This window comes from Rubrobacter sp. M3-4, from assembly GCF_059772285.1.
Map to the genome: position 1 here is coordinate 71,688 of NZ_JCBAJP010000008.1, position 21,333 is coordinate 93,020.

Annotated in this window: 21 protein-coding genes and 1 riboswitch; of the genes, 18 read left to right on the plus strand and 3 right to left on the minus strand. The window is 66.2% G+C overall.

Annotated features, from left to right (window positions below; all coding sequences use genetic code 11):
* Positions 1–17: 17 nt before the first annotated feature.
* From AC6EKW_RS10570 to AC6EKW_RS10620, 11 genes are all read left to right on the plus strand, one after another.
* Positions 18–2,135, plus strand: coding sequence for a DNA topoisomerase III (locus AC6EKW_RS10570; protein ID WP_498514351.1), 2,118 nt, complete (start codon positions 18–20; stop codon positions 2,133–2,135).
* A gap of 48 nt (positions 2,136–2,183) precedes the next feature.
* Complete coding sequence (locus AC6EKW_RS10575) at positions 2,184–2,924, plus strand: ABC transporter ATP-binding protein (protein WP_273886607.1); 741 nt, start codon at positions 2,184–2,186, stop codon at positions 2,922–2,924.
* Positions 2,911–3,678 carry an ABC transporter permease gene (locus AC6EKW_RS10580; protein ID WP_273886608.1) on the plus strand — a complete coding sequence of 256 codons (768 nt, stop codon included), beginning with the start codon at positions 2,911–2,913 and terminating at the stop codon, positions 3,676–3,678. Before AC6EKW_RS10575 ends, AC6EKW_RS10580 begins: the two co-directional genes overlap by 14 nt.
* Positions 3,656–4,849 carry a putative hexosyltransferase gene (locus AC6EKW_RS10585; protein ID WP_498514352.1) on the plus strand — a complete coding sequence of 398 codons (1,194 nt, stop codon included), beginning with the start codon at positions 3,656–3,658 and terminating at the stop codon, positions 4,847–4,849. The genes AC6EKW_RS10580 and AC6EKW_RS10585 overlap by 23 nt, the downstream gene beginning before the upstream one ends.
* Before the next feature lie 64 nt (positions 4,850–4,913).
* Positions 4,914–5,069, plus strand: a riboswitch (cyclic di-AMP (ydaO/yuaA leader).
* Between the two features lie 224 nt (positions 5,070–5,293).
* Positions 5,294–5,650: a Na-translocating system protein MpsC family protein gene (locus AC6EKW_RS10590; protein WP_273843563.1), complete on the plus strand. Its 357-nt coding sequence runs from the start codon at positions 5,294–5,296 to the stop codon at positions 5,648–5,650.
* A gap of 316 nt (positions 5,651–5,966) precedes the next feature.
* A complete protein-coding gene (locus AC6EKW_RS10595; protein ID WP_498514353.1) occupies positions 5,967–6,059 on the plus strand; it encodes a potassium-transporting ATPase subunit F in 93 nt (30 codons plus the stop codon).
* Position 6,060: 1 nt separating this feature from the next.
* Complete coding sequence (gene kdpB / locus AC6EKW_RS10600) at positions 6,061–8,127, plus strand: potassium-transporting ATPase subunit KdpB (protein WP_498514354.1); 2,067 nt, start codon at positions 6,061–6,063, stop codon at positions 8,125–8,127.
* A gap of 200 nt (positions 8,128–8,327) precedes the next feature.
* Positions 8,328–10,031: a potassium-transporting ATPase subunit KdpA gene (gene kdpA / locus AC6EKW_RS10605; RefSeq protein ID WP_273843555.1), complete on the plus strand. Its 1,704-nt coding sequence runs from the start codon at positions 8,328–8,330 to the stop codon at positions 10,029–10,031.
* A gap of 10 nt (positions 10,032–10,041) precedes the next feature.
* Entirely contained in the window at positions 10,042–10,665 is a 624-nt protein-coding gene (kdpC, locus tag AC6EKW_RS10610) for a potassium-transporting ATPase subunit KdpC (RefSeq protein ID WP_498514355.1), read from the plus strand.
* 1 nt (position 10,666) lies between these two features.
* Positions 10,667–11,779, plus strand: coding sequence for a universal stress protein (locus AC6EKW_RS10615; RefSeq protein ID WP_498514356.1), 1,113 nt, complete (start codon positions 10,667–10,669; stop codon positions 11,777–11,779).
* A 42-nt stretch (positions 11,780–11,821) separates the two neighbouring features.
* Positions 11,822–12,874: a zinc-dependent alcohol dehydrogenase family protein gene (locus tag AC6EKW_RS10620; RefSeq protein WP_498514357.1), complete on the plus strand. Its 1,053-nt coding sequence runs from the start codon at positions 11,822–11,824 to the stop codon at positions 12,872–12,874.
* Between the two features lie 2 nt (positions 12,875–12,876).
* On the opposite strand, the gene folB is transcribed toward AC6EKW_RS10620, so the two are convergent.
* Positions 12,877–13,248: a dihydroneopterin aldolase gene (folB, locus tag AC6EKW_RS10625; RefSeq protein WP_273843546.1), complete on the minus strand. Its 372-nt coding sequence runs from the start codon at positions 13,246–13,248 to the stop codon at positions 12,877–12,879.
* Positions 13,249–13,376: 128 nt separating this feature from the next.
* Between folB and AC6EKW_RS10630 the strand changes: the two genes are divergently transcribed.
* From AC6EKW_RS10630 to AC6EKW_RS10645, 4 genes are read left to right on the plus strand one after another with little or no spacing between them, the layout of a single operon-like run.
* Positions 13,377–14,063 (plus strand): RibD family protein, encoded by a 687-nt coding sequence (locus AC6EKW_RS10630; RefSeq protein WP_498514358.1) that lies wholly within the window; start codon positions 13,377–13,379, stop codon positions 14,061–14,063.
* Complete coding sequence (locus AC6EKW_RS10635) at positions 14,056–15,066, plus strand: zinc-dependent alcohol dehydrogenase (RefSeq protein ID WP_498514359.1); 1,011 nt, start codon at positions 14,056–14,058, stop codon at positions 15,064–15,066. Before AC6EKW_RS10630 ends, AC6EKW_RS10635 begins: the two co-directional genes overlap by 8 nt.
* Before the next feature lie 3 nt (positions 15,067–15,069).
* Positions 15,070–15,444 carry a 6-pyruvoyl trahydropterin synthase family protein gene (locus AC6EKW_RS10640; protein WP_498514360.1) on the plus strand — a complete coding sequence of 125 codons (375 nt, stop codon included), beginning with the start codon at positions 15,070–15,072 and terminating at the stop codon, positions 15,442–15,444.
* Between the two features lie 4 nt (positions 15,445–15,448).
* A complete protein-coding gene (locus tag AC6EKW_RS10645; RefSeq protein WP_498514361.1) occupies positions 15,449–17,332 on the plus strand; it encodes a glycosyltransferase in 1,884 nt (627 codons plus the stop codon).
* On the opposite strand, the gene AC6EKW_RS10650 is transcribed toward AC6EKW_RS10645, so the two are convergent.
* Entirely contained in the window at positions 17,329–18,123 is a 795-nt protein-coding gene (locus tag AC6EKW_RS10650; RefSeq protein WP_498514362.1) for a sulfite exporter TauE/SafE family protein, read from the minus strand. The genes AC6EKW_RS10645 and AC6EKW_RS10650 overlap by 4 nt on opposite strands.
* Before the next feature lie 192 nt (positions 18,124–18,315).
* Positions 18,316–19,464, minus strand: coding sequence for a calcium/proton exchanger (gene cax / locus AC6EKW_RS10655; protein WP_498514363.1), 1,149 nt, complete (start codon positions 19,462–19,464; stop codon positions 18,316–18,318).
* 30 nt (positions 19,465–19,494) lie between these two features.
* Between cax and AC6EKW_RS10660 the strand changes: the two genes are divergently transcribed.
* The 3 genes from AC6EKW_RS10660 to AC6EKW_RS10670 are packed head-to-tail and all read left to right on the plus strand — an operon-like array spanning position 19,495 to position 21,322.
* Positions 19,495–20,211, plus strand: coding sequence for a histidinol-phosphatase HisJ family protein (locus AC6EKW_RS10660; RefSeq protein WP_498514364.1), 717 nt, complete (start codon positions 19,495–19,497; stop codon positions 20,209–20,211).
* On the plus strand, positions 20,208–20,849 hold the full coding sequence (locus AC6EKW_RS10665; RefSeq protein WP_498514365.1) for an alanine--tRNA ligase-related protein: 642 nt from the start codon (positions 20,208–20,210) through the stop codon (positions 20,847–20,849). Before AC6EKW_RS10660 ends, AC6EKW_RS10665 begins: the two co-directional genes overlap by 4 nt.
* A complete protein-coding gene (locus tag AC6EKW_RS10670) occupies positions 20,846–21,322 on the plus strand; it encodes a DUF192 domain-containing protein (protein ID WP_498514366.1) in 477 nt (158 codons plus the stop codon). Before AC6EKW_RS10665 ends, AC6EKW_RS10670 begins: the two co-directional genes overlap by 4 nt.
* The last annotated feature ends 11 nt before the right edge of the window (positions 21,323–21,333 follow it).

Sequence of the window (21,333 nt, forward strand, 5' to 3'; positions counted from 1 at the left end):
CTTCGTATACTCGGCGCATGAAGCTCATCGTCGCCGAGAAGCCTTCGGTGGCACGGGATATCGCGAACGCCCTGGGACGTCACCGCCGGGGTGAGGGGTGTCTCGTTGGGAGCGGCTGGATCGCGACCTGGGCGCTCGGACACCTCGCGGAGCTCGCCCCGCCGGAGGCCTACGGCGAGCGCTACAAGAGCTGGCGGCTCGAAGATCTGCCGATCCTGCCCGATAGGTTCAGGGTCGTCGTCTCCCCGAAGACCCGAGAGCAATTTCGGATCGTAAAGCGGCTGCTGTGCAGCCCCGAGGTCGAGGAGGTCGTGAACGCCTGCGACGCGGGGAGGGAGGGAGAGCTCATCTTCTCCCGCCTCTACCGGCTCTCGGGGTGCGACAGGCCGGTGAAGCGGCTCTGGATCTCCGCGCTCACCCCCGAGGCGATCCGGGAGGGGTTCGCTTCCCTGAGGGACGCGCGCGAGATGTGCCCGCTCGAGGACGCCGCCAGGAGCCGCAGCGAGGCCGACTGGATCGTGGGGATGAACGCCACCCGTGCCTTCTCGGTTCGCTTCTCCCGCCCCGGCGACGTCCTCTCCGTCGGGCGCGTCCAGACCCCGACGCTGAGGCTCCTCGTAGACCGCGAGCGTGAGATAGAGGGCTTCACCCCCGAGACGTTCTGGACCGTGCGCGCCCGCTTCTCCCGCGGCGGCGACTCCTACGAGGGCGTGTGGTTCAAAGGCAAGGAGAGCCGCCTTGGGGAGAAGGAGGCGGCGGAGCGGATAGCAGAGAGGGTACGCGGTGGTATGGGGTTGGTGCGCCGGGTACGGAAAAAGGTGGCTTCCGAGCGGCCCCCGCTCCTCTACGACCTCACCGCGCTGCAGCGCGACGCCAACGCCCGCTTCGGCTTCACCGCGGAGCGCACCCTGAAAGCCGCCCAGAGCCTCTACGAGCGGCGCAAGCTCATCACCTACCCCCGCACCTCGAGCCGTTACCTCTCGAAGGACGTCGTCCCCACGCTCGAGAGGCGCATCGTTGCGGCGGGGGCGCTGCCAGCGCTCGAACCGTTCGCCTCGAAACTTCTCTCGCTTCCGGAGCTCCCGCGTGGGAGGCGTATCGTGGACGACGCGAAGGTGACCGACCACCACGCGATCATCCCTACCGGGAGACGCCCTTCGGGCGAGCTCCCGCCGGACGAGGCGAGGGTGCTGGATCTCGTCTTCCGGCGCTTTCTCGCGGTCTTTTTCCCCGAGGCCCGTTTCGAGCACACCACGGTCGTCACCGCCGTCGGGGAGGATGCTTTCCTCTCCCGCGGCAGGGTGGTGCTCGAAGCCGGCTGGAGGGCGCTCTACCCCGACGGCGTCGGCGGGAGGAGGGAGAAGGAGCCCCCACTCCTGCCGTCCGTCGAGGAGGGGCAGGAGTGGGCGGTGGCCGATGTGGCGGTGAAGGAGGGGAAGACCAAACCCCCGCCGCGCTACTCGGAGGCGACGCTCCTCGGGGCGATGGAGACCGCCGGCAGGCTCGTCGAGGACGAGGAACTGCGGCAGCGGATGAAGGACTCCGGCCTCGGCACGCCCGCGACCCGCGCGGCGATCATAGAACGCTTGATCCAGGTCGGCTACGTCGAGCGGGAGAAGAAGGTGCTCGTGCCCACCCGGAAGGGCCGCCGGCTCGTCGCGCTCGTCGGGGATGGGTCGCTCGCCTCCCCCGAGATGACCGCCCGCTGGGAGGAGCGCCTGGCGAAGATGGAGCGCGGCGAGGAAGACCGACGGCGCTTCATGGCGGGGATAGAAACCTTCACGAAGGAGCTCGTCGAGGAGGTGCGCCGTAAGGCGGGAGAGAAGGTGCCGCAGCCTGCCGACGGTTCAATCGGCGCCTGTCCGAAGTGCGGCTCCCCGGTCGTCGAGACGAAGAAGGCGTACTCCTGCTCCGCGTGGAGGGGGACCGGATGCGACTTCGCCATCTGGAAGACCATCTCCGGCAAGCGGGTGAGCGAGGCGCAGGCGAGGCGACTGCTCGAGCAGCGGAAGACCGGGGTGCTCAAGGGATTCAGGAGCAGATCCGGCGGGACCTACTCAGCCGCTCTCGTGCTGGATGAGGAGGGGAAAGTGCGGATCGAGCGCGGGAAGAACGGATCGTCCGGTTCGCGTTAAACTCTCCTGCGGTATGCAGGATGGAACGACAGGAGAGAGGAGCGCCGGGTGAAGACGGTCCCGGCGCTCAAGGTCGAAAAGCTCAGGAAAACCTACCCTGGAGGGCTCGTGGCCCTCGACGGCGTCTCGCTCGAGATAGAGCCCGGGACCTTCTTCGGGCTCCTGGGGCCCAACGGTGCGGGCAAGACGACCTTCATAAGCAGCATCGTCAACCTGGCCCGGCCCGACTCCGGGAACATCGAGGTCTTCGGCCACGACGCCATCCGCGACTTCCGGCGGGCGCGGCGCATGGTCGGGGTCTCGCCCCAGGAGGTGAACCTCGACAAGTTCCTCACGGTCGAGGAGACGCTTTTGTACCACGCGGGTTACTACGGCGTCCCGAAGCGCAAGGCGCGCGAGCGGGCGGCGGAGCTGCTGGAGCGCTTCGGGCTCTCCGACAAGAGGAACGCCCGCACCAACACCCTCTCCGGCGGGATGAAGCGGCGGGTTATGTTCGCCCGGGCGCTGATGCACGACCCCGGGATACTCTTCCTCGACGAGCCGACGGCCGGGGTCGACGTCGAGCTGCGCTACAGCCTCTGGAGCTACATCCGCGAGCTCAACCGCGGGGGGCTCACGATCGTGCTCACCACCCACTACATGGAGGAGGCGGAGGAGCTCTGTGAGGAGGTCGCCCTGATCTCGGGCGGCAGGATCGCCGACAGGGGTACCGTCGGGGAGCTCGAGGAGAGGCACGGTGCGTCGAGCATCGAAGAGGTCTACATGAAGGTGATCCATGCTGATAGTTGACAGAGGGTTCCTGACGCTGCTCAAGCGCGAGGTGCTGCGCTTTCTGCGGGTGTGGTCCCAGACGATCGTGCCCCCCCTTCTGACCTCGCTTCTGTACGTCGTCGTCTTCGGGTTCGCGCTCGGTGGGAGGATAAAGGAGATAGAGGGCATCCCCTATCTGCAGTACATCCTCCCCGGGATCGCGACGATGAGCCTGGTGACCGGGGCGTACTCGAACACTTCGAGCTCGGTCTTCGACGCCAAACGCGAGCGCTACATAGACGATGTCCTCGCGAGCCCGATGAGCGACCTGCAGATCGCGCTGGCATACTCTCTGGGCGGGACGCTGCGCGGCGTGATCGTGGGCTGCGGGGTCTTCCTGGTCGGGATGCCCTTCGCCAGGACCGGGGCCGAGAACCCGCTGCTTCTGCTCGCGGTCTGGGCCCTCGCCGCGTTCGCGTTCTCCTCGCTCGGCGTGATCGTGGGGGTCGTCTCGACCCGGATAGACCACATCTCCTTCATGGGCAACGTCATAATCCAGCCGCTCGCTTTTCTCGGCGGTGTCTTCTACTCGGTCAGGATGCTGCCGCACCCGCTGAAGGTGGCGACGCTCTTCGACCCGATCTTCCACACCGTGGACGCCGCCCGCTACGCGGCTCTCGGCATCTCGGATCTCGACATCCTCCCGGCGCTCGCCGTGGTCTTCTTCCTCGCCGCCGTCTGCTTCGCCGGGGCCTGCTGGGCGATAAGCCGTGGCCCGAACCTCCGCTACTAGGAGGACGCGGCGGGAGGGCAGCCCCCTCCGTTTCGTCTTCTGGACCTTCGTCCTCTCCCGCGCCTTCTTTCTCGGGGTGGGGGCGCTCGCTCATTTTCTCCTGCCGCAGGCCCGTCCCGGCGGCATCCCCGGCCCCCGAGGGGTACTGGGCTACTGGGCGAACTGGGACGGGGCGTGGTACTCCGGGATCGCGACCTCCGGCTACGGCCTGCACGCCCCCGAGAGCACGGCTTTCTTCCCGCTCTATCCGCTGCTGGTGCACCTCGGGGTGCGCCTGGGAGGTGGGGTGGCGCCGTGGGGTGTCGCCGTCTCGCTCGCCGCTCTCCCCTTCGCCTTCTACTTCGTCTACGAGACGGCCGCGCGGTTGCACGGCGACCGGGCGGCCCGCGCCTCGGTGCTCACGCTCGCCTTCTTCCCTACGGCGTTCTTCCTGAACGCGGTCTATACCGAGAGCCTCTTCCTCGCGCTCTCGGCCGGGTGCCTCTGGGCCGCCTTGGTGCGGCGCGACCTGCTCCTCGCCGGCTTCCTCGGAGCGCTCGCCGCGGCGACCCGCAACCTCGGGGTGTTGCTCCTCCTGCCGCTCTTTCTCGAGTGGGTGCGCAATCGCAGGGAGTTCGGTCGGCGGGGGCTCGCTGAGATAGCGGTGGTCCCCGCCGGGCTCTGCGCCTACGCGCTCTACCTCGCCGGGCGCTTCGGAGACCCGCTCGTCTTCGCCCGGCAGCAGCGGGCCTACTGGGGACGCACGCTGACCGATCCGCTCGCGACCGCCCGGATGGCGTGGAGGAGCGCGAGGGAGGGTGCCCGCTACCTCGCCGAGCCGCACGCTCTCTTCGTGAGCACGCTTCCGGAACCTTCGCTCGCCGCCTCGAACACCCTCAACCTCGCGTTCTTCACCCTCTTCCTCGCCGTGATGGTTTTCGGGGTCTTCGTGCTCCCGCCGGGGTTGAGCCTCTACGCGCTGGCCCTCGTGCTCGTGCCCCTGCTCACACCTTCACCCCTGTTCCCGCTCATGAGCCTGCCCCGATTCCTTCTCGATGCGTTCCCGTTCTTCATCGCGCTCGGGGTAACCCTCTCCCGCAGCAGGAAGGCCCTCTTCCTGTGGCTCATCCTGAGCTCATTCGTAGGTGCAACGCTCACGGCGCTGTTCGTCACCTGGAGGTGGGTTGCTTGAACCGGCTTGCAAAAGATTGCTCCTGAGGCTGAACAGCGTGATATAATAAAATTACAACTGAATACATGCTGAGAAGCCGAATCTCCTCGAAGTTGAGGAGAGCGGGGGACCCGAGTGGGGCCTTGCCCCTGGGGTGAATCGCCGGTGCGGTCCGGTGTAGGGCTTAGCTCTTTCGGCCCGAACCCGTCAGCTAACCTCGTAGGCTGTAAGGAAAGAGGGCGCCCGCTGCATTCGGGATGGTTTTGGTGGTTGCGGGCGGAACCACCTGGATGCTGCGGGATGGTCAGAATCTACTCGGACCAGTCTCTGCGGTCCTTTCCCTTGCGGGGGAGGGCCAGCGGACATGGGGCCGGTAGCTGCGACCCCTCTACTGAGGTGGAGGTGCGATGCGGCACCGGCCCTTTGCCGTTGCCGCATCCAGGAAGCAGGAGGTGCGGCGTATCTGTGGCGCACAGGCAGAGCAGGACCGAGGCTGTCATCAGCGACGAGGTCATGGCCTTTCTGCGGAAGATCATCGGCCGTGGCCCGGACCGTATCCACACCTACATGATCGATGCCCTGGCGGTGGTGCGCTGTTGTGGCGTGTTGACCGTCTTCGAGCGGCGCCTCGTCGACACCGTCCAGGGGAGGAACACGGTGAAAGACCTGCGGGAGCAGGTCTTCCGTTCAGGGGCGGAGGAACTCTCCGGGAGGCTCGAAGGTTGTACGGGCAGGCGGGTTCTATACGTCCACTCTTCGATTTCTCCCGAGAGGGACGAGTGGGTCTACGTCATCGAATTCGAGGATGGGTTGGCCGAATGAGGAATCCGGGTGCGGAGACGGTGAAGCGAGAAGAAGGAAGCCCGGCGGGTGGGTCCGATGTCGGTGGTTCCCTGGAGGGTGTGCGGGGGGTGGTCCGGACAGAATGGAATCTCCTGCTGGTCCGTTGTGGAGTTGCCTATGGGCTGATGGATCCGGAGTGCGCTCTCTACCTTTATGGCTTACGCAGCGAAGTCTACCGTCTCAGCGACTACATAGGAGAGTACGTCGAGGTCTTTGGCCCGGTCGTACGGGAAGATTGCGAGCCGCCGGTCGTGCAGGTCATGAGGTTGCAGGTTCTTCGACAGAGGTGGATGGGATGAGCGTGGCCGGATACCTGGTGCTCGGGCTCCTCTCGCTGGTTTTGATCATCTATCTGCTTTACGTGATCGTGCGTCCGGGGAGGTTTTAGGATGGCTTCCCCCCAGAGGATTCCGAAAGAGCAGCGCCCGCGCAACCTGGCACGTTCCAGAGGGATCTTCGACCCCGAGCTTTCCAGGCAGGCGGCGGCGGAGTCGTTCAAGAAGCTCGACCCGCGGGAAATGGTGAGAAACCCCGTCATGTTCGTGGTCGAGGTGGGGACGGTGGTCGTGGGCTTTCTGAGCGGGTACGGCCTTTTCACCGGCTCGTCCCTGACCGGTTACAACCTGGCGATCTTCTTTCTGCTCCTGATCACCCTGCTGTTCGCCAACTTCGCGGAGGGCCTCGCCGAGGCCCGGGGAAGAGCGCAGGCCGAGTCGCTCAGGAAGACCCGCTCGGAGACCCCGGCGAGGAGGCTCGTGGACGGTCGGGAGGAGAGGGTGAGCAGCACCGAGCTGAAGAAAGGGGACCTCTTCGTCGTTGAGGAGGGGGAGATCATCCCGGCCGACGGCACGATCGTGGAGGGGATAGCCTCGGTGGACGAGTCGGCGATAACCGGGGAATCGGCCCCGGTGATAAGAGAGGCCGGCGGGGACCGATCCAGCGTGACCGGGGGCACCAGGGTGCTCTCCGACAGGATAGTCGTCGAGGTCACCTCCGAGCCGGGACAGAGTTTTCTGGATACCATGATCTCGCTCGTCGAGGGGGCGAGCCGCCAGAAGACGCCGAACGAGGTGGCCCTGACGATCCTGCTCGCCGCACTCACCGCGATCTTCCTGATCGTCACCGTGACGCTACTGCCCTTCTCGATCTACACCGGGAAGCCGGTCGGTGTGACCACCCTCGTCGCCCTGCTGGTTTGTCTGATACCCACGACCATCGGAGCGCTGCTCTCGGCGATAGGCATCGCCGGGATGGACCGGGCCGTCAGGGCGAACGTGTTGGCCAAGAGTGGCCGGGCCGTCGAGGTTGCAGGGGACGTGGACACGCTGCTTCTGGACAAGACCGGGACCATCACGCTAGGCAACCGGAGGGCGACGCGCTTCGTGCCGCTCGGTGGGAACACCGAGGAGAACCTTAGGCGGTTCGCCTACCTCTCCTCGCTCGCCGACGAGACCCCCGAGGGGCGCTCCATAGTCGAACTGGCAGAAGAGCAGGGTGTAGAGCGGGAGAACCCTGGTGGAGCGCGGTTCGTTCCGTTCACCGCCCAGACCAGGATGAGCGGGGTAGACCTTCCGGACGGGACCGGGATACGCAAAGGGGCCGTCGACGCCGTGAAGAAGTGGGCCGAGAGAGACGGCGGAATCCCGGAGAATCTGGAGCAGGTGGCCGATGAGATCTCGGAGAAGGGTGGTACGCCGCTCGCCGTGGGCGTCGATCATAAGATCATCGGGATAATCCAGCTGGAAGACATCATAAAACCGGGGATGCGCGAACGCTTCGACCGTCTCAGGGCCGCCGGGATCCGCACGGTCATGATCACCGGGGACAACCCGAAGACGGCGGCTTTTATCGCGAGGGAGGCCGGGGTGGACGACTTCATAGCCGAGGCCACGCCGGAGGGCAAGCTGGATTTCGTCCGCGCCGAGCAGAAGAAAGGGCACCTCATCGCCATGTCGGGAGACGGTACCAACGATGCCCCGGCGCTCGCCCAGGCGGATGTCGGGCTCGCGATGAACTCCGGTACCCAGGCGGCCAAAGAGGCGGGGAACATGGTCGACCTCGACTCCGACCCGACCAAGCTCATCGAGGTCGTCGAGATCGGCAAGCAATTGCTCATAACGCGTGGGGCTCTCACCACGTTCTCGGTGGCGAACGACGTGGCGAAGTTCTTCGCGATAATCCCGGCGATCTTCGTGGTCGCCTACCCGCAGCTCTCCGCCCTCAACATCATGCGTCTGGCCACGCCGCAGGGCGCGATCCTCTCGGCGGTGATCTTCAACGCGCTAATCATCCCGCTCCTCATCCCGCTGGCGCTGCGGGGGGTGCGCTACCGCCCGCTGGGCGCAAACACTCTGCTGCGGCGCAACCTGCTCATCTACGGTGTAGGAGGGGTGGTGGCACCTTTCGTGGGGATAAAGATCATCGATCTCGTGCTCAGCGCGCTGAGCCTCGGTTAGGAGGATGCCTTGGGAGATGTGCTCTACGTTCTCATCACGCTGGTGTGCTTCGGGATCATGGGCTTCTTCACCCTGGCTCTAGAGAAGATCTGACCGGAGGGGGCGATGGTGAAAGAGGTGTGGGGGCCGTTGTTTCTGGTCTTCTTCGTAACCTTCGTACTTTCGCTGATGTACCTCTATCAAGGATGAAGGGAAGCCTGATGCTGTACGGGATTTTGCAGATCATAGTCATACTCGTCGTTTTGAGCCTGTTGGCTGTGCCGCTCGGACGATATCTGGTCTGGATCTTCGAGGGAGAGAGACACCTGCTGCCAGAGAGGATGATTTACAGGCTGCTCGGCATAAGGCCGGACGATGAGATGGGCTGGAAAAGATATTCTCTCTCCCTGCTATCCGTCTGTGCGGCGTCCATGCTCCTTGGATACCTGGTGCTGAGGTTGCAGGCTCTCCTACCACTGGATACCGGGCATCTGCCACCGCAAGATCCGGATCAGGCCTTCAATACATCCTCTTCTTTTGTCACCACCACCAACTGGCAAAGCTACGCGGGTGAGGTTAGCCTGTCCTATCTTGAACAGATGCTCTTCGTGACTTTCATGCAGGTCTTCGCCCCCGCTACCGGGCTGGCTGCTGCGGCCGCCGTGATACGGGGGCTATCTCGCAGCGGGTTGGCAGAGCTTGGCAACTTCTGGGTGGATCTCACGCGTATCATCCTGCGCCTGCAGCTCCCTCTATCTTTCCTGCTCGCGCTGGTACTGGTATGGCAGGGAGTGCCTCAGACGCTCTCGCCCTCGGTGGTTGCGCACACTCTGCAGGGGGGGATCCAGGAGATAGCCCGTGGTCCGGTGGCCAGCCTGGACGCTATAAAACATCTCGGCAACAATGGTGGGGGTTATTTCAACGCAAACTCAGCTCACCCCTATGAGGATCCCACGCCGCTGACCGGTGCGCTGCAGATACTGGCGATGCTGCTGATTACGGCCTCGGTCATCCATGCTTTCGGGAGGATGCTCTCCCGCGAGAGACAGGGGGTGGTGTTCTTCGCAGTCTTCCTGGTTTTGCTTGTGGGATCCGTTGCCCTGATCTACTCCTCCGAGCAGGCGGGAAATCCGCTTCTGAGCAAGGTCGGTGCGGACCAGACCCCCACCTCGACGCAGAGCGGGGGTAACATGGAGGGTAAGGAGGTGCGCTTTGGCATCTCCCAGAGCAGTCTGTTTACTGCGGTGACGACCGGGACCCAGACCGGCTCAGTCGACAACATGCACGACTCCCTGACCCCTCTCGGGGGACTAGGAGCGTTGATCAACATGCAGCTCAATGCCGTCTTCGGCGGAGAGGGGGTAGGGTTTGTCAGCCTGCTGACGTACGCCATCCTCGCCGTATTCATCGTCGGTCTGATGGTTGGCCGCAGCCCGGAGTTTCTGGGCAAGAAGATCGATGCCCGGGAGATTACCCTCGTTGTTGTGTCACTCTTGATCTACCCGGCGAGCATCCTGGGTTTCACCGCGCTGGCGATGGTATGGCCGGGGTCTCTGAACGGCCTGGGCAACCCCGGCGCCCACGGCTTCAGCGAGGTGCTCTACGCTTTCACCTCGGGTACGGAGAACAACGGCTCAGCCTTTGCGGGGCTCTCCGCCGACACACCTTTCTACAACACGACGATAGGGCTCGCGATGCTTGCTGGTCGCTACCTGCCTCTGGTGCCACTTCTGGCCGTGGCGGGATCTCTGGCGGGGAAGGGCACGCTGCCTGAAACCAAGGGAACCTTCTCAACCGCGACACCACTTTTCGGTGCCACTCTGATCGGGGTGATACTGATCATCGGTGGCCTGACGTTCTTCCCTTCCTGGGCCCTGGGCCCGCTGGCGGAGGAGTTCCAGATGCTCGCCGGCAAAACCTTCTAGGAGGAGAGGTATGGAACCGCGCACACGTACATCGATGACCTCGCTCTTGCGGCCGGCAATCGTCTCGGCGGTCCTCTTCATGCTGGTTTGCGGACTGGTGTATCCGCTCGTTACCACCGGTGTTGCGCAGGTGCTCTTCCCGGATCAGGCCAACGGCAGCCTTCTGGAGAAGGACGGCGAGGTCGTTGGCTCGAAGCTCATCGGCCAGCAGTTTACTTCGCCGCGCTACTTCCATCCCCGTCCGAGCGCCACCCAGTCCCGCCCGTACAACGCCTCCTACAGCGGAGGCAGCAACCTCGGCCCCACGAACAAGAAGCTCATCTCCCGGGTGAGGGAGCGGGTCGAGGCCTACAGGAAGGAGAACGGGCTCTCACCCGGTGCCCCGGTGCCGGTGGACGCGGTGACCGCCTCGGGCTCCGGGCTCGACCCGGACATCTCGGTGGCCAACGCCGAGCTGCAGGCCGCACGCGTTGCGAAGGCCCGCGGGCTTCCGCTGCAGCGGGTCAGGGAGCTTATAAAGCGGTACACGACCGGGCGCCAGTTCGGCTTCCTGGGAGAGCCGCGGGTTAACGTGCTGGAGCTCAACCTGGCGCTCGACAGGCTCTCAGGGCAGGGGGGACGGACGGGAAGTTGAGTTGAGACGCTCACCGGAGGAGTACCTCGCCCGGCTCGAGAAGGAGGATGAGGCGAGGCTGACGATCTACGTTGGCTTCGCCGCCGGGGTAGGAAAGACCTACAAGATGCTCGCCGACGCCCACGACCTGAAGCGTGCCGGGGTGGATGTGGTGTGCGGTTACATAGAGACCCACGGCAGGAGAGAGACCGAGGAGATGATCGGCGATCTCGAGGTTATCCCGAGGAAGAAGATCGAATACAGGGGTATCCTGCTCGAGGAGATGGATACAGAGGCCGTAATGTTCCGCCACCCTCAGGTGGCGCTCGTGGACGAGCTGGCGCACACCAACGTCCCCGGTTCCAAGAACGCCAAGCGCTACCAGGATGTGGAGGAGATCCTCGCCGCCGGGATAGACGTCTTCTCTACCATGAACATCCAGCACCTCGAGAGCGTAAACGAGTTCGTCGAGCGGGCCACCGGCGTAAAGGTGCGCGAGACCGTCCCCGACCGCATAGTGCGGCGTGCAGAGCTCATAAACGTCGATGTGACCGTGGATACCCTCCGGGAGAGGCTGCTGGAGGGCAGGGTGTACCCGCCGGAGCGGGTCCGGCAGGCGCTGGAGAACTTCTTCACCGAGGAGAACCTCTCCCTCCTGCGGGAGCTCTCGCTGCACGAGACCGCCCGGGACCTCGAGGCCCGCTACACCGCCCGCCGGGAGAACGGCCCCCGCTCGGGAGAGCCAGAGCGGGTGATGGTCGCGCTGAGCTCCAAGCCTGACGCCAGAAGCCTGCTGCGGCGAGGCAGCCGGGTGGCGGGGAGGATGAACACCGACTGGTACGCTGTTTACGTCGAGACCCCGCGTACGGCGCCGGAGAGGCTCTCCGCGACCGCCCAGCGTCAGATCTCGGAGAACCTGCAGTTCGCCCGCGAGCTCGGCGCAGAAGTCGTGGTCCTCAAGGGGAAGGACGTGGTGGCCGAGCTGGTCCGCTTCGCCCGCGAGCACAACGTCACCTACGTCATCATGGGGCATCCGCGTCGTAGCAGGTGGGAGAAATTCTGGCGCGGGGATGTCATAGATCGCTTCATCTACGAGATCGGAGAAGGGGTGGACGTGCAGATCGTCTCCTCCTGAGCTTAAAATGGTCCTGCAGGGTCAAGGGAAAGGAGACGCGACATGAAGGCCGCCGTGATGGAGAAGCAGCGGGAGCCGCTCGTCGTCCGGGAGGTCGAGGAGCCTTCCTGCGCCCCGGACGGTGCGATAGTCCGGGTGGAGGCGAACGGGGTCTGCCGCAGCGACTGGCACGCCTGGCAGGGGGACTGGGACTGGTTCGGGGTGAATCCGCCGCTGCCGCACGTGCTGGGTCACGAGTTCGCCGGGGTCGTGGAAGAGGTCGGGCCGGAGGTGCGCCACCACTCGGCGGGTGAGCGGGTGGTGGTCCCGTTCAACGTCGCGGACGGCACCTGCCCGGAGTGCGTCGCCGGCCACCACAACGTCTGCGACAACATCGGTCTGATCGGCTTCACCCAGTGGGGCTCCTTCGGCCGCTACGTGCACGTGCCCCACGCCGATGTGAACCTGGTCAACCTCCCGGAGTCGGTCGGCTTCGTCGAGGCGGCTTCGATCGGCTGCCGCTTCATGACCGCCTTCCACGGGCTCGCGGATCAGGCGCAGGTCCGCCCCGGCGAGTGGGTCGCGGTGCACGGCTGCGGCGGGGTGGGGCTCTCGGCGACGATGATCGCGACCGCCCTCGGCGCCGGGGTGATAGCCGTGGACATAGACGACCGCAAGCTGGAGTTCGCGCGTGAGATCGGGGCGGTGGAGACCGTCAACGCGAGGGAGACCGACGCGACCCGGGCGGTGCGGGAGATCACCGGCGGCGGCGCCCACGTCTCGGTCGACGCCCTCGGTATAGCCCAGACCTGCCAGGCCTCGGTTGGGAGCGTGCGCAAGCGGGGCAGGCACCTTCAGATAGGGCTCACCACCAGCGCCGAACGCGGCGTCATCGGGCTCCCGGTCGACCTGATCGTGCAGAAGGAGATCCGGCTCATCGGCTCGCTCGGGATGGGGCCGGTGAGCTATCCGTACATGCTCTCGATGATAGAGCAGGGCAAACTCTCCCCGAAGAAGCTCGTCTCACGCACCATCCCGATAGAGGAGGCCGGAGACGTGCTCGCCTCGATGGGGGACTTCGGCACCTTAGGGGTCGTGGTCGTGGACCGCTGGTAGCTTCAGGCCCGCTCCCTCACGACCTCGACGGCCGAGCCCCCAAGAACGGTGTTCTCGAGCCGGACGTGGGGCTTTGCGACCTTCACCCGCACCTCTTCGACCCTCGGGTGATGTTCCAGGATCGCAGCGGCGATCCTCTCGGCCACCGTCTCGGTGAGGTTCACCGGCTCTCCCTCGACGATCTCACGTGAGAGCCGGTGGACCTCGCCATAATCCACGGTTTTATTCAGGTCGTCGGTGAGGCCTGCCTCCCTGAGGTCGCATCTCATCTCGACGTCGACGACGAAGGGCTGGCCCAGCTCACGCTCTGCGGAGAGCGTGCCGTGGTAGCCGTGAAAGACCATGCCTTCGAGCAGTATCCTGTCCTCTCCCAAGTCCTTCTCCCTCTCTTTGTGATCTTCTCCGGGGCAGTATAACGGAGTGTGATCCCGGACCCTTCCGCGCCGTGGGGCCGTGTTAACCTTCTCCTGGGTTGCGAAGAGACGAGGCTGGAGGAGTGGAGATGTCCCCCCCAGGGAACGCAGCGAGACCTTCCGTCACCGTGAGCTACGCCCAGACGCTCGACGGCCGGCTTGCGACCTCGGGCGGCTCCTCGCAGTGGATCAGCTGCCCTGAGTCGCTCCGCCACGCGCACGCGCTGCGCGCCGGCCACGACGCGGTGATGGTCGGGGTGGGTACGGCCCGCGCGGACGACCCGCGCCTCACCGTCCGACACGCGCCGGGCAGAGACCCGCTCAGGGTGGTCGTGGACAGCACCCTGCGCACCCCTCCTGAGGCCGCGGTCCTCGCCGGCGGTGCGGCGAGGGGTACCGTGCTCGCCACAACCGCTCGGGCCCCGGGGGAGCGGCGCGAGAGGCTCGAGAAGCTAGGAGCGCGTATCCTGATCCTGCCGGAGGACGGCGAGGGGCGGGTTGATCTTGCGGTGATGCTCGAGAACCTCGGCGGGATGGGCGTGAAATCCGTGATGGTCGAGGGTGGAGCGAGGCTCATCACCTCCCTGTTGCGCGAGCGGCTGGTGGACAGGGTCTGCGTCTGCATCGCGCCGAAGATACTCGGGTGCGGGATAGAGGCCGTTGGCGACCTCGGAATCTCCAGCCTCGACGACTCGCTCGTGCTCCCGGAGATCTCGGTGGAGCGCTGCGGGGCGGATATCCTGCTGGAGAGCCCGATAGAGTACCCGAATGCCTGAGGCACTTCCCGCCCGGGCCGTCTGGTTCGAGGGGCCGCGCCGGGCCGCGCTGCGCGAGCACGAGGTCCCGCCCCCCGGCCCGGGAGAGGTGCGTGTGGAGTCCCTCTATTCCGGGATAAGCTCAGGGACCGAGATGCTCGTCTACCGGGGAGAGGTCTCCCCCAGGCTCGACCTCGACCTCCCCACGCTGGAGGGGAGCTTGGCCCTGCCGGTCAAATACGGTTACGCCGTCGTGGGGCGCGTCCTCGACGTCGGCGAGGGGACCGGAGGGCTGCGGCGGGACGACATCGTCTTCGTCCACCACCCGCACCAGAGCGTTTTCTGCGTCCCGGTCGGGCTGCCCGTGCGGTTGCCGGAGGACCTCGATCCGCTGCTCGGGATCTTTGCGGCGAACCTCGAGACCGCGCTCAACGTCATCCACGACACCCCGTTGCTCCTCGGGGAGACCGCGGTGGTCTTCGGGCAGGGGGTGGTGGGGATGATGATCGCGCAGCTGCTCCGCCTCGCCGGGGCCGGTCGCGTCGTCACGGTCGAGCCGCGTGAAAAACGACGAGCTCTCTCGCTCTCCATCGGGGCCGACGCCGCGCTCGCGCCGGGGGAGGACATCCTGAAATCCTGCGGGCGACGCCCGGATGTGGCGGTGGAGGTGAGCGGTGTGGGCGAGGCGCTGCAGCAGGCTATAGATTCGGTGGCCGACGAGGGGACGGTCGTCGCCGTATCCTGGTATGGAACGAAGCCCGTGATCCTGCAGCTCGGCGGCCGCTTCCACCGGGGGCGGGTGCGTATCCGCTCCTCTCAGGTGGGCAGGATCGGGCCGGAGGCGTCCCCGCGCTGGGACCGCCGCCGCAGGATGGAGGTCGTCCTGGATCTGCTCGGCCGTCTGCATCTACAGGAGTTCGTCACCCACCGCTTCCACCTCGAGGATGCACCGGCGGCCTACCGCCTGCTCGACGGCGGGGCGGAGGACGTCGTGCAGGCGGTCTTCGTCTACGAGGGAGGGTGAGAGATGTACGAGATCTTTGTCGCAGCAGGCTTCGAGGCCGCGCACAGCCTCCCGGAGGGCTTCGGGCCCGCCTCGCGTACCCACGGTCACACCTACCGGCTCGAGGTCATCCTCCGCGGAGAAAGCCTCCGGGAGGATGGCACCCTCTACGACCTGGGGGAGCTCAAACCCGCGGTCGAGAAACTCGCCGCCTCGTTGCACTACCGCAACCTGAACGAGGTCGAGGGCCTCTCGGCCGGTCCCACGACCGCCGAGGCCATCGCCGACTACTGCTGGGAACGTCTGGCACCTTCGCTGCGCGACCGGGGGCTCGATGCCCTCACCGTGAGGGTCTGGGAGAACCCCTCGGCCTACGCCGCCCGCGAGGACGCCCTGTAGGCCGGTGCGGGTCGCTTTCGTCACCGTCGGGGATACCTCGCGCAGGACCGGGGGGTACCTGTATGACGCGCGCGTCGTGGCCGGGCTGCGGGGGGCGGGGTTGGAGGTCGAGGAGGTTATCGCCTGCGGGGCTGCCCCCGGGGAGCAGGAGGCGTCGTCGCAGCGCTTCGGGCTCACCTTCGACCCGCGTCCCTTCGACGTCGTGGTGGTCGACGCGCTCGCCAGGGTCGTCTGCGCTCCGCACCTCGACCGCTGGCGCAGAGAACGTCCCCTCGTCGCGATGGTGCACGAGTTGCCCGCGGTCGCGGACCCCGGGAGGGCGCTCTACGAGCGCCGCTTCGAAGGCCCGCTTCTCCGCGCCAACCTTTTGGTGTGCGTCAGCCGGCACGGAAAGGCGATCCTCGAGAAACGAGGGGTCGAACCGGGGCGCATCCGCGTGGTCCCGCCGGGTTTCGACAGGCTCTCCGCCCGGCGGGGGGGTGCGGGCCGGACCGGGCCCCTGCGTGTTTTGTGCGTGGCCCAGTGGATAGAGCGCAAGGGAATCCTCGACCTCGTGGAGGCCTGGTCGGGGCTCGAGACAGAAGAAGCGTCCCTCATCCTCGCCGGAGAACAGGACGCCGACCCGTCCTACGCCTCGGTCGTGCGGGATGCGCTGCGTGAAACCCCCGGTGTAGAGGCGGTCGGCGCGGTCGCGGACGGGGAGCTCGCCCGGCTCTACGCGGCATCGGACATCTTCGTCCTGCCCTCGCGCTACGAGGGTTACGGGCTGGTCTACGCGGAGGCGCTGTCTTTCGGGCTGCCGGTCGTCGCCTGCGACACCGGCCCGGTTCCCGAGCTCGTCGGGGAGGCCGGGATCCTCGTCCCGCCGGGAGACCGGAGAGGGCTGCGCGGCGCGCTCGGGCGTCTCCTCTCGGACGCCGGGCTCAGGGAGGCGCTGTCGAGGGTCGCGCTGCAGCGGGCCCGGGAACTTCCGCGCTGGGAGGAGACGGTGGAAGGGTTCTTAGAGGTGCTTCAGGAGGCGGTGGGGATGCGTCTCGGAGAGGACTTCCTGGAGGAGAACCGCCGTTCGTGGAATGCCGCCGCCGAGGCTCACGAGAGCCACCGCGGGGCCCTGGCAGGCTTCCTGCGGGAGGGCGGGAGCGCGCTCTTCCCGGAGGAACGTTCGCTCCTCGGGGACGTCGCGGGGAAGAGGGTTTTGCACCTGCAGTCGGGAGCCGGACCGGACTCCGTGAGCCTGGCACTCCTCGGGGCCGAGGTTACCGGGGTGGACATGAGCGACGAGGCCGTGGCCGCCGCCCGCAGCCTCGCCGAGAGGGTCGGGGTGGAGGTCCGCTTCGAGCGGGCCGAGATCTGCGGTTGGATGGAGCGGGCCGCGGAAGGCGGCAGGAGATTCGATGCAGCATTCGCCTCCTACGGGGTGGTCTGCTGGATCCCGGACCTCGGTCGCTGGGCGCGCGCCATCTCGGGCATCCTCGCCCCCGGCGGGTGCTTCGTGCTCGTCGAGTTCCACCCGGCGGCGGACATGTTCGCCGCCGACTGGTCGCACTCCCGGTCTTATCCCGCGGGCGGGGTGCCCGAGGAGCTCGAGGAAGGGGTCGGAGACTACGTGGGCCAGTCGGGAGGGGGACTCACCCCGGCGGGATTCGAGCCCGGGATGGAGGGCTTCTCGAACCCGCACCGGGCGGTGCTGTTCCGCTGGGGGCTCGGGGAGGTGATCACAGCCCTGGCCGGGGCCGGTTTGTTCGTCCGGGAGCTCAGGGAATACCCCTACTCGAACGGAGAGCGACACTTCGAGAGGATGCGCGAGCTTCCGGGACGGCGCATGATCCCCCCGGATGACGTACCGGAGGTGCCGCTCATGTACGGGCTCCGGGCGGAGAAGGCCTAGCCCGAGAGGATCATCCTGACGCCGACGAAGATGAGCATCGCCGCGAGCAGGAGCCGCAGTGGACGGCCCGGGATCACCTTGGCCAGGCGGCTGCCGACGAGGACGCCCGGGATGCCACCGAGCAGCAGTATGCCGGTGATCTCGAAGCTGACGTTGCCGCTTATCGCATGCGCGAGCCCGACGGTGAACGACAGTATCGTCGCGTGCGCCACGTCGGTGCCGACGACCTCGACCGAGCTGAGGGGGTAGACGAGCAGCAGGATTATCGCGATCATGGTCCCCGACCCGATCGAGGTCAGGCCGACGAGATACCCGCCGAGCGCACCCAGCGCCGTGGTGAGAGCCTTCCTGCGCAGGCTCATCGGGCTCTGCCCGTCCCATCCGCCGACCCTGCCCTTCCTGCCGGGCTTCTCCGGGATGAAGTGCCGGGCGATGAGCGAGAGGCCGGCCAGGATCACTACCGCCGCGATCGCGGTGCCGAGTATCCCGTCCACGCTCCGGGCGCTGTAGATCCTCTCCAGCCGATCCACCGTGTACACCCCGAGCAGCCCCGCCGGGACGCTCCCGAGCGCGAGGTACGCCACCACCTGCAGGTTTACCGAACGCTGCCTGCGGTGCTGCGCCGAGCCGAAGAGCTTCGTGATCGTCGCGTACGCCAGGTCCGTGCCGACCGCCGTGGGCGCCGGTATGCCCACCGAAAGCAGAAACGGGCTCATCAGAGAACCGCCGCCCACCCCCGTGAGCCCGACCAGAAACCCTACCAGAAGACCGAAGAGCGCCAGCTCAACCAAATCAACAACCCCGCTTTTCTCCGGCCCCCCGATCCCGGCTCCGGAAGGCTGATTTGTCTATTGCTTTGGTAAACATATCGCAGAACGATACCGCCTGCTCGGGCACCTGTCAAGTGGGGCATCCGGCGGATTCCGGCGTTGTTTCTTGGGTTGTGCAGGTATTTTGTGGGTGATGGGCCGGGTGGCCGGTTTTCAGCCGGAGAAGAAGAAAGCGAGGGCGACCACGGCGTAGACGCCGCAGAGCATGGCGCCTTCGAGCCAGTTGGAGCGACCGTCGAGGGAGATGATGGCGGCGACTATCGCGGCTGCGGCGAGGGACCCTAGTTCGAGGGCGCTGAAGGTCAGGTGCAGTGGGTGGCCGAGCAGGGGCCCCAGGAAGACCAGCACGGGGGTGACGAGCAGCGCCACCTGCAGGGAGGAGCCGACCGAGGTGAACATCGAGAACTCTATCTTGTTCTCGTAGGCCAGCTTCACGCCGACGACGTGTTCGGCCACGTTGCCGATGATCGGGACCAGGATCACGCCGATGAAGAGCTCTGAGATGCCGATCTCCTTGACCAGGGGTTCTATTGCGCCGACGAAGATCTCCGAGATCCAGGAGACCGCCCCCGTTGAGAGAGCGAGGAGCCCGGCGGAGGCTCTGGGGCCGAAGGCCGGGGGTTCTTCGGTTCCGGAGGGGGCCTCTGGTTCGGTGAAGTAGAAGACGAGGCTCAGGATGTAGAGGACGACGAGCACCACCGCGACGCCGATGCTCAGGTATTCGGTCGCCAGGTTACCCTCCCGGGGTCCGGTGTTCGCGAAGATGGTGGGGATGGAGAGACCTATGGCGACGATGACGAGCATCGCGCTGTTCGCCCCGGCCACGGTCTGGGAGAACTTCTGGGGGCCGTTCTTGAGTCCTCCGAAGAGCACGCTCATGCCCAGGACGAGTAGCACGTTCCCTATGACCGAGCCGATGATCGAGGCCTTCACCACGGTGGTGAGCCCGGCCGAGAGGGCGAAGATCGTGATGATCAGCTCCGCTGCGTTGCCGAAGGTGGCGTTCAGGATGCCGCCGATGCGCGGGCCGGCGTGCGCGCCCAGGCTGTCGGTCGCCTGTCCCAGCACCCAGGCGAGCCCGATGAGCGCGAGGGCGCTCAGGATGAAGACGAGGATGGTCGGGGCATCCGTGAACTCGGTCGCGACCGCTGCGGCGGAGAACAGGCCGGTGACGATGTAGGCCAGGGTTCGCAGGGCGGCGCTCCTTTCTTTCAGGTGATCCTCGCCCCGGCATCTTATAAGATATGGGCCGCTGTCGTCCGTACACGAGAGGAGAAAAGCCCCGCGGTGATCGACTACCATCTACACGTCGTTGCCCACGGAGACCGCCCGATGACCACCGAAAACATCCTCCGCTACTGTGAGGTCGCAAGGGAGCGAGGGCTCGTCCAGATGGGCATAACCGAGCACGACCGGTATCTGGATGACGTAGACCTCGCGGCCTTCCAGAGGGCGCGCGAAGAGGTGGACGGGCTCGAGCTGAGGCTCGGCATAGAGATAGACTTCGTGCCCGGGACGGAGGAAGAGATGGACCGGGTCGCGCGCGCCCTCCCCTACGACTACGTCATCGGCAGCGTACACAAGGTCGACGGCAAGGACGTGGACCACCCCGACCACCGCGAGGTCTACGACGAGTACGAGCCCTACGAGCTCTACGAGCGCTACTTCGAGAACGTCCGCAAAGCAGCCCTCTCCGGACGCTTCGACGTCATAGGCCACCCCGACCTGGTGAAGATCTTCGGGTGCCGTCCGGAGCGCGACATCACCCCGATGCTCGAGGAGACCGCCGACGCGATAGCCGAAGCCGGGGTCGCGGTCGACGTGAACGCTGCGGGGCTGCGCAAGCCGGTCGGCGAGATATACCCCTCGAGGCGTTTTCTGGAGATGTTCTTCCGGCGGGACGTCCCGATAGTCCTCTCCTCCGATGCGCATTCTCCGGAGGAGGTCGCCGCTGGCTACGACAGGAGCCTCAAGCTCGTGCGCGAGGTCGGATACAGGGAGGTGATCACGTTCAAGGACCGCGAACGGGGTTCGCTCGCCCTTCCGTGACCGGGGAGCTCTTCCTGCGGGATGCTTACCTGAAGGAGTTCGAGGCCCGGGTGGTGGCCCTGCGGGGCAGGGAGGTCGTGCTGGACCGCACCGCATTCTACCCCGGTGGTGAGGGGCAGCCCCCGGACAGAGGCATGCTCGGTATCGGGCCCGTGCGGGCCTCCGTGGTCGACGTGCGGCGCGAGGGCAATGAGATCGTGCACGTCCTCGATATGGCCATCCCCCGGACCGTCCGCGAGTTGCGCGGCGAGCTCGACTGGGAGCGCCGTTACTCGCACATGCGCTACCGGACCGCGCTGTACGTTCTCTCGGCCGTGCTCTCGCGGGAATTCGAAGCCCGGATCGAGGGCGGGAGGATACGCGCGGGATGGGCCCGCCTCGACTTCTCGCCTCGCGGTCGGTGGACGGTGGAGATGGTAGAGGATAGGACCAACGAGGTGCTCGCTGAGGACCGCCCGGTCAGGGTGCGCTGGCTCCGCCGGGGTGACGTGGCACGCATGGTCGAGGTAGAGGGGTTCGGCGCGCGGGTCGATGGCGGGACCCACGTCGCGAACACCCGCGAGGTCGGGAGGGTTGAGATCACGTCGTGCAGGAGCAGGGGTGTCCGACGCGGGCGGCTGGAGTTCGTTCTGAGATGAGAGCGCTCGCAGCCGCTCTGCTCGCCTTATTCGTCCTCGCCACGGGATGTACGGGTGGTGCCTCCGGAGCATCCTCGGCCTCCCGTCCCCGGGCGCAGCACCTCGCGACCAAAACGCTCACCATATACGCCTCCGACGGCAGGAAGGTCAGGGTCGAGGCCGAGATCGCCGACACCGGGCCGGAGCGGGAGAAGGGGCTGATGTACCGCACCTCCATGCCGGAGAACCACGGGATGCTCTTCGTCTTCGACCATCCGTCCGTGCTCCGCTTCTGGATGAAGAACACCCTGATCCCGCTCTCGGTGGCCTTCATCGACTCGAAGGGCAGGATCGTGGACATCCAGAGCATGGAGCCCCGGACGGAGACGGTCCACTCCTCCAAGAAACCGGCCCGGTACGCGCTGGAGATGAACCAGGGCTTCTTCCGGAGGCATCACATCGAGGTGGGCGACAGGGTCGAGCTGCCTGAATAGCTCGACCCTGC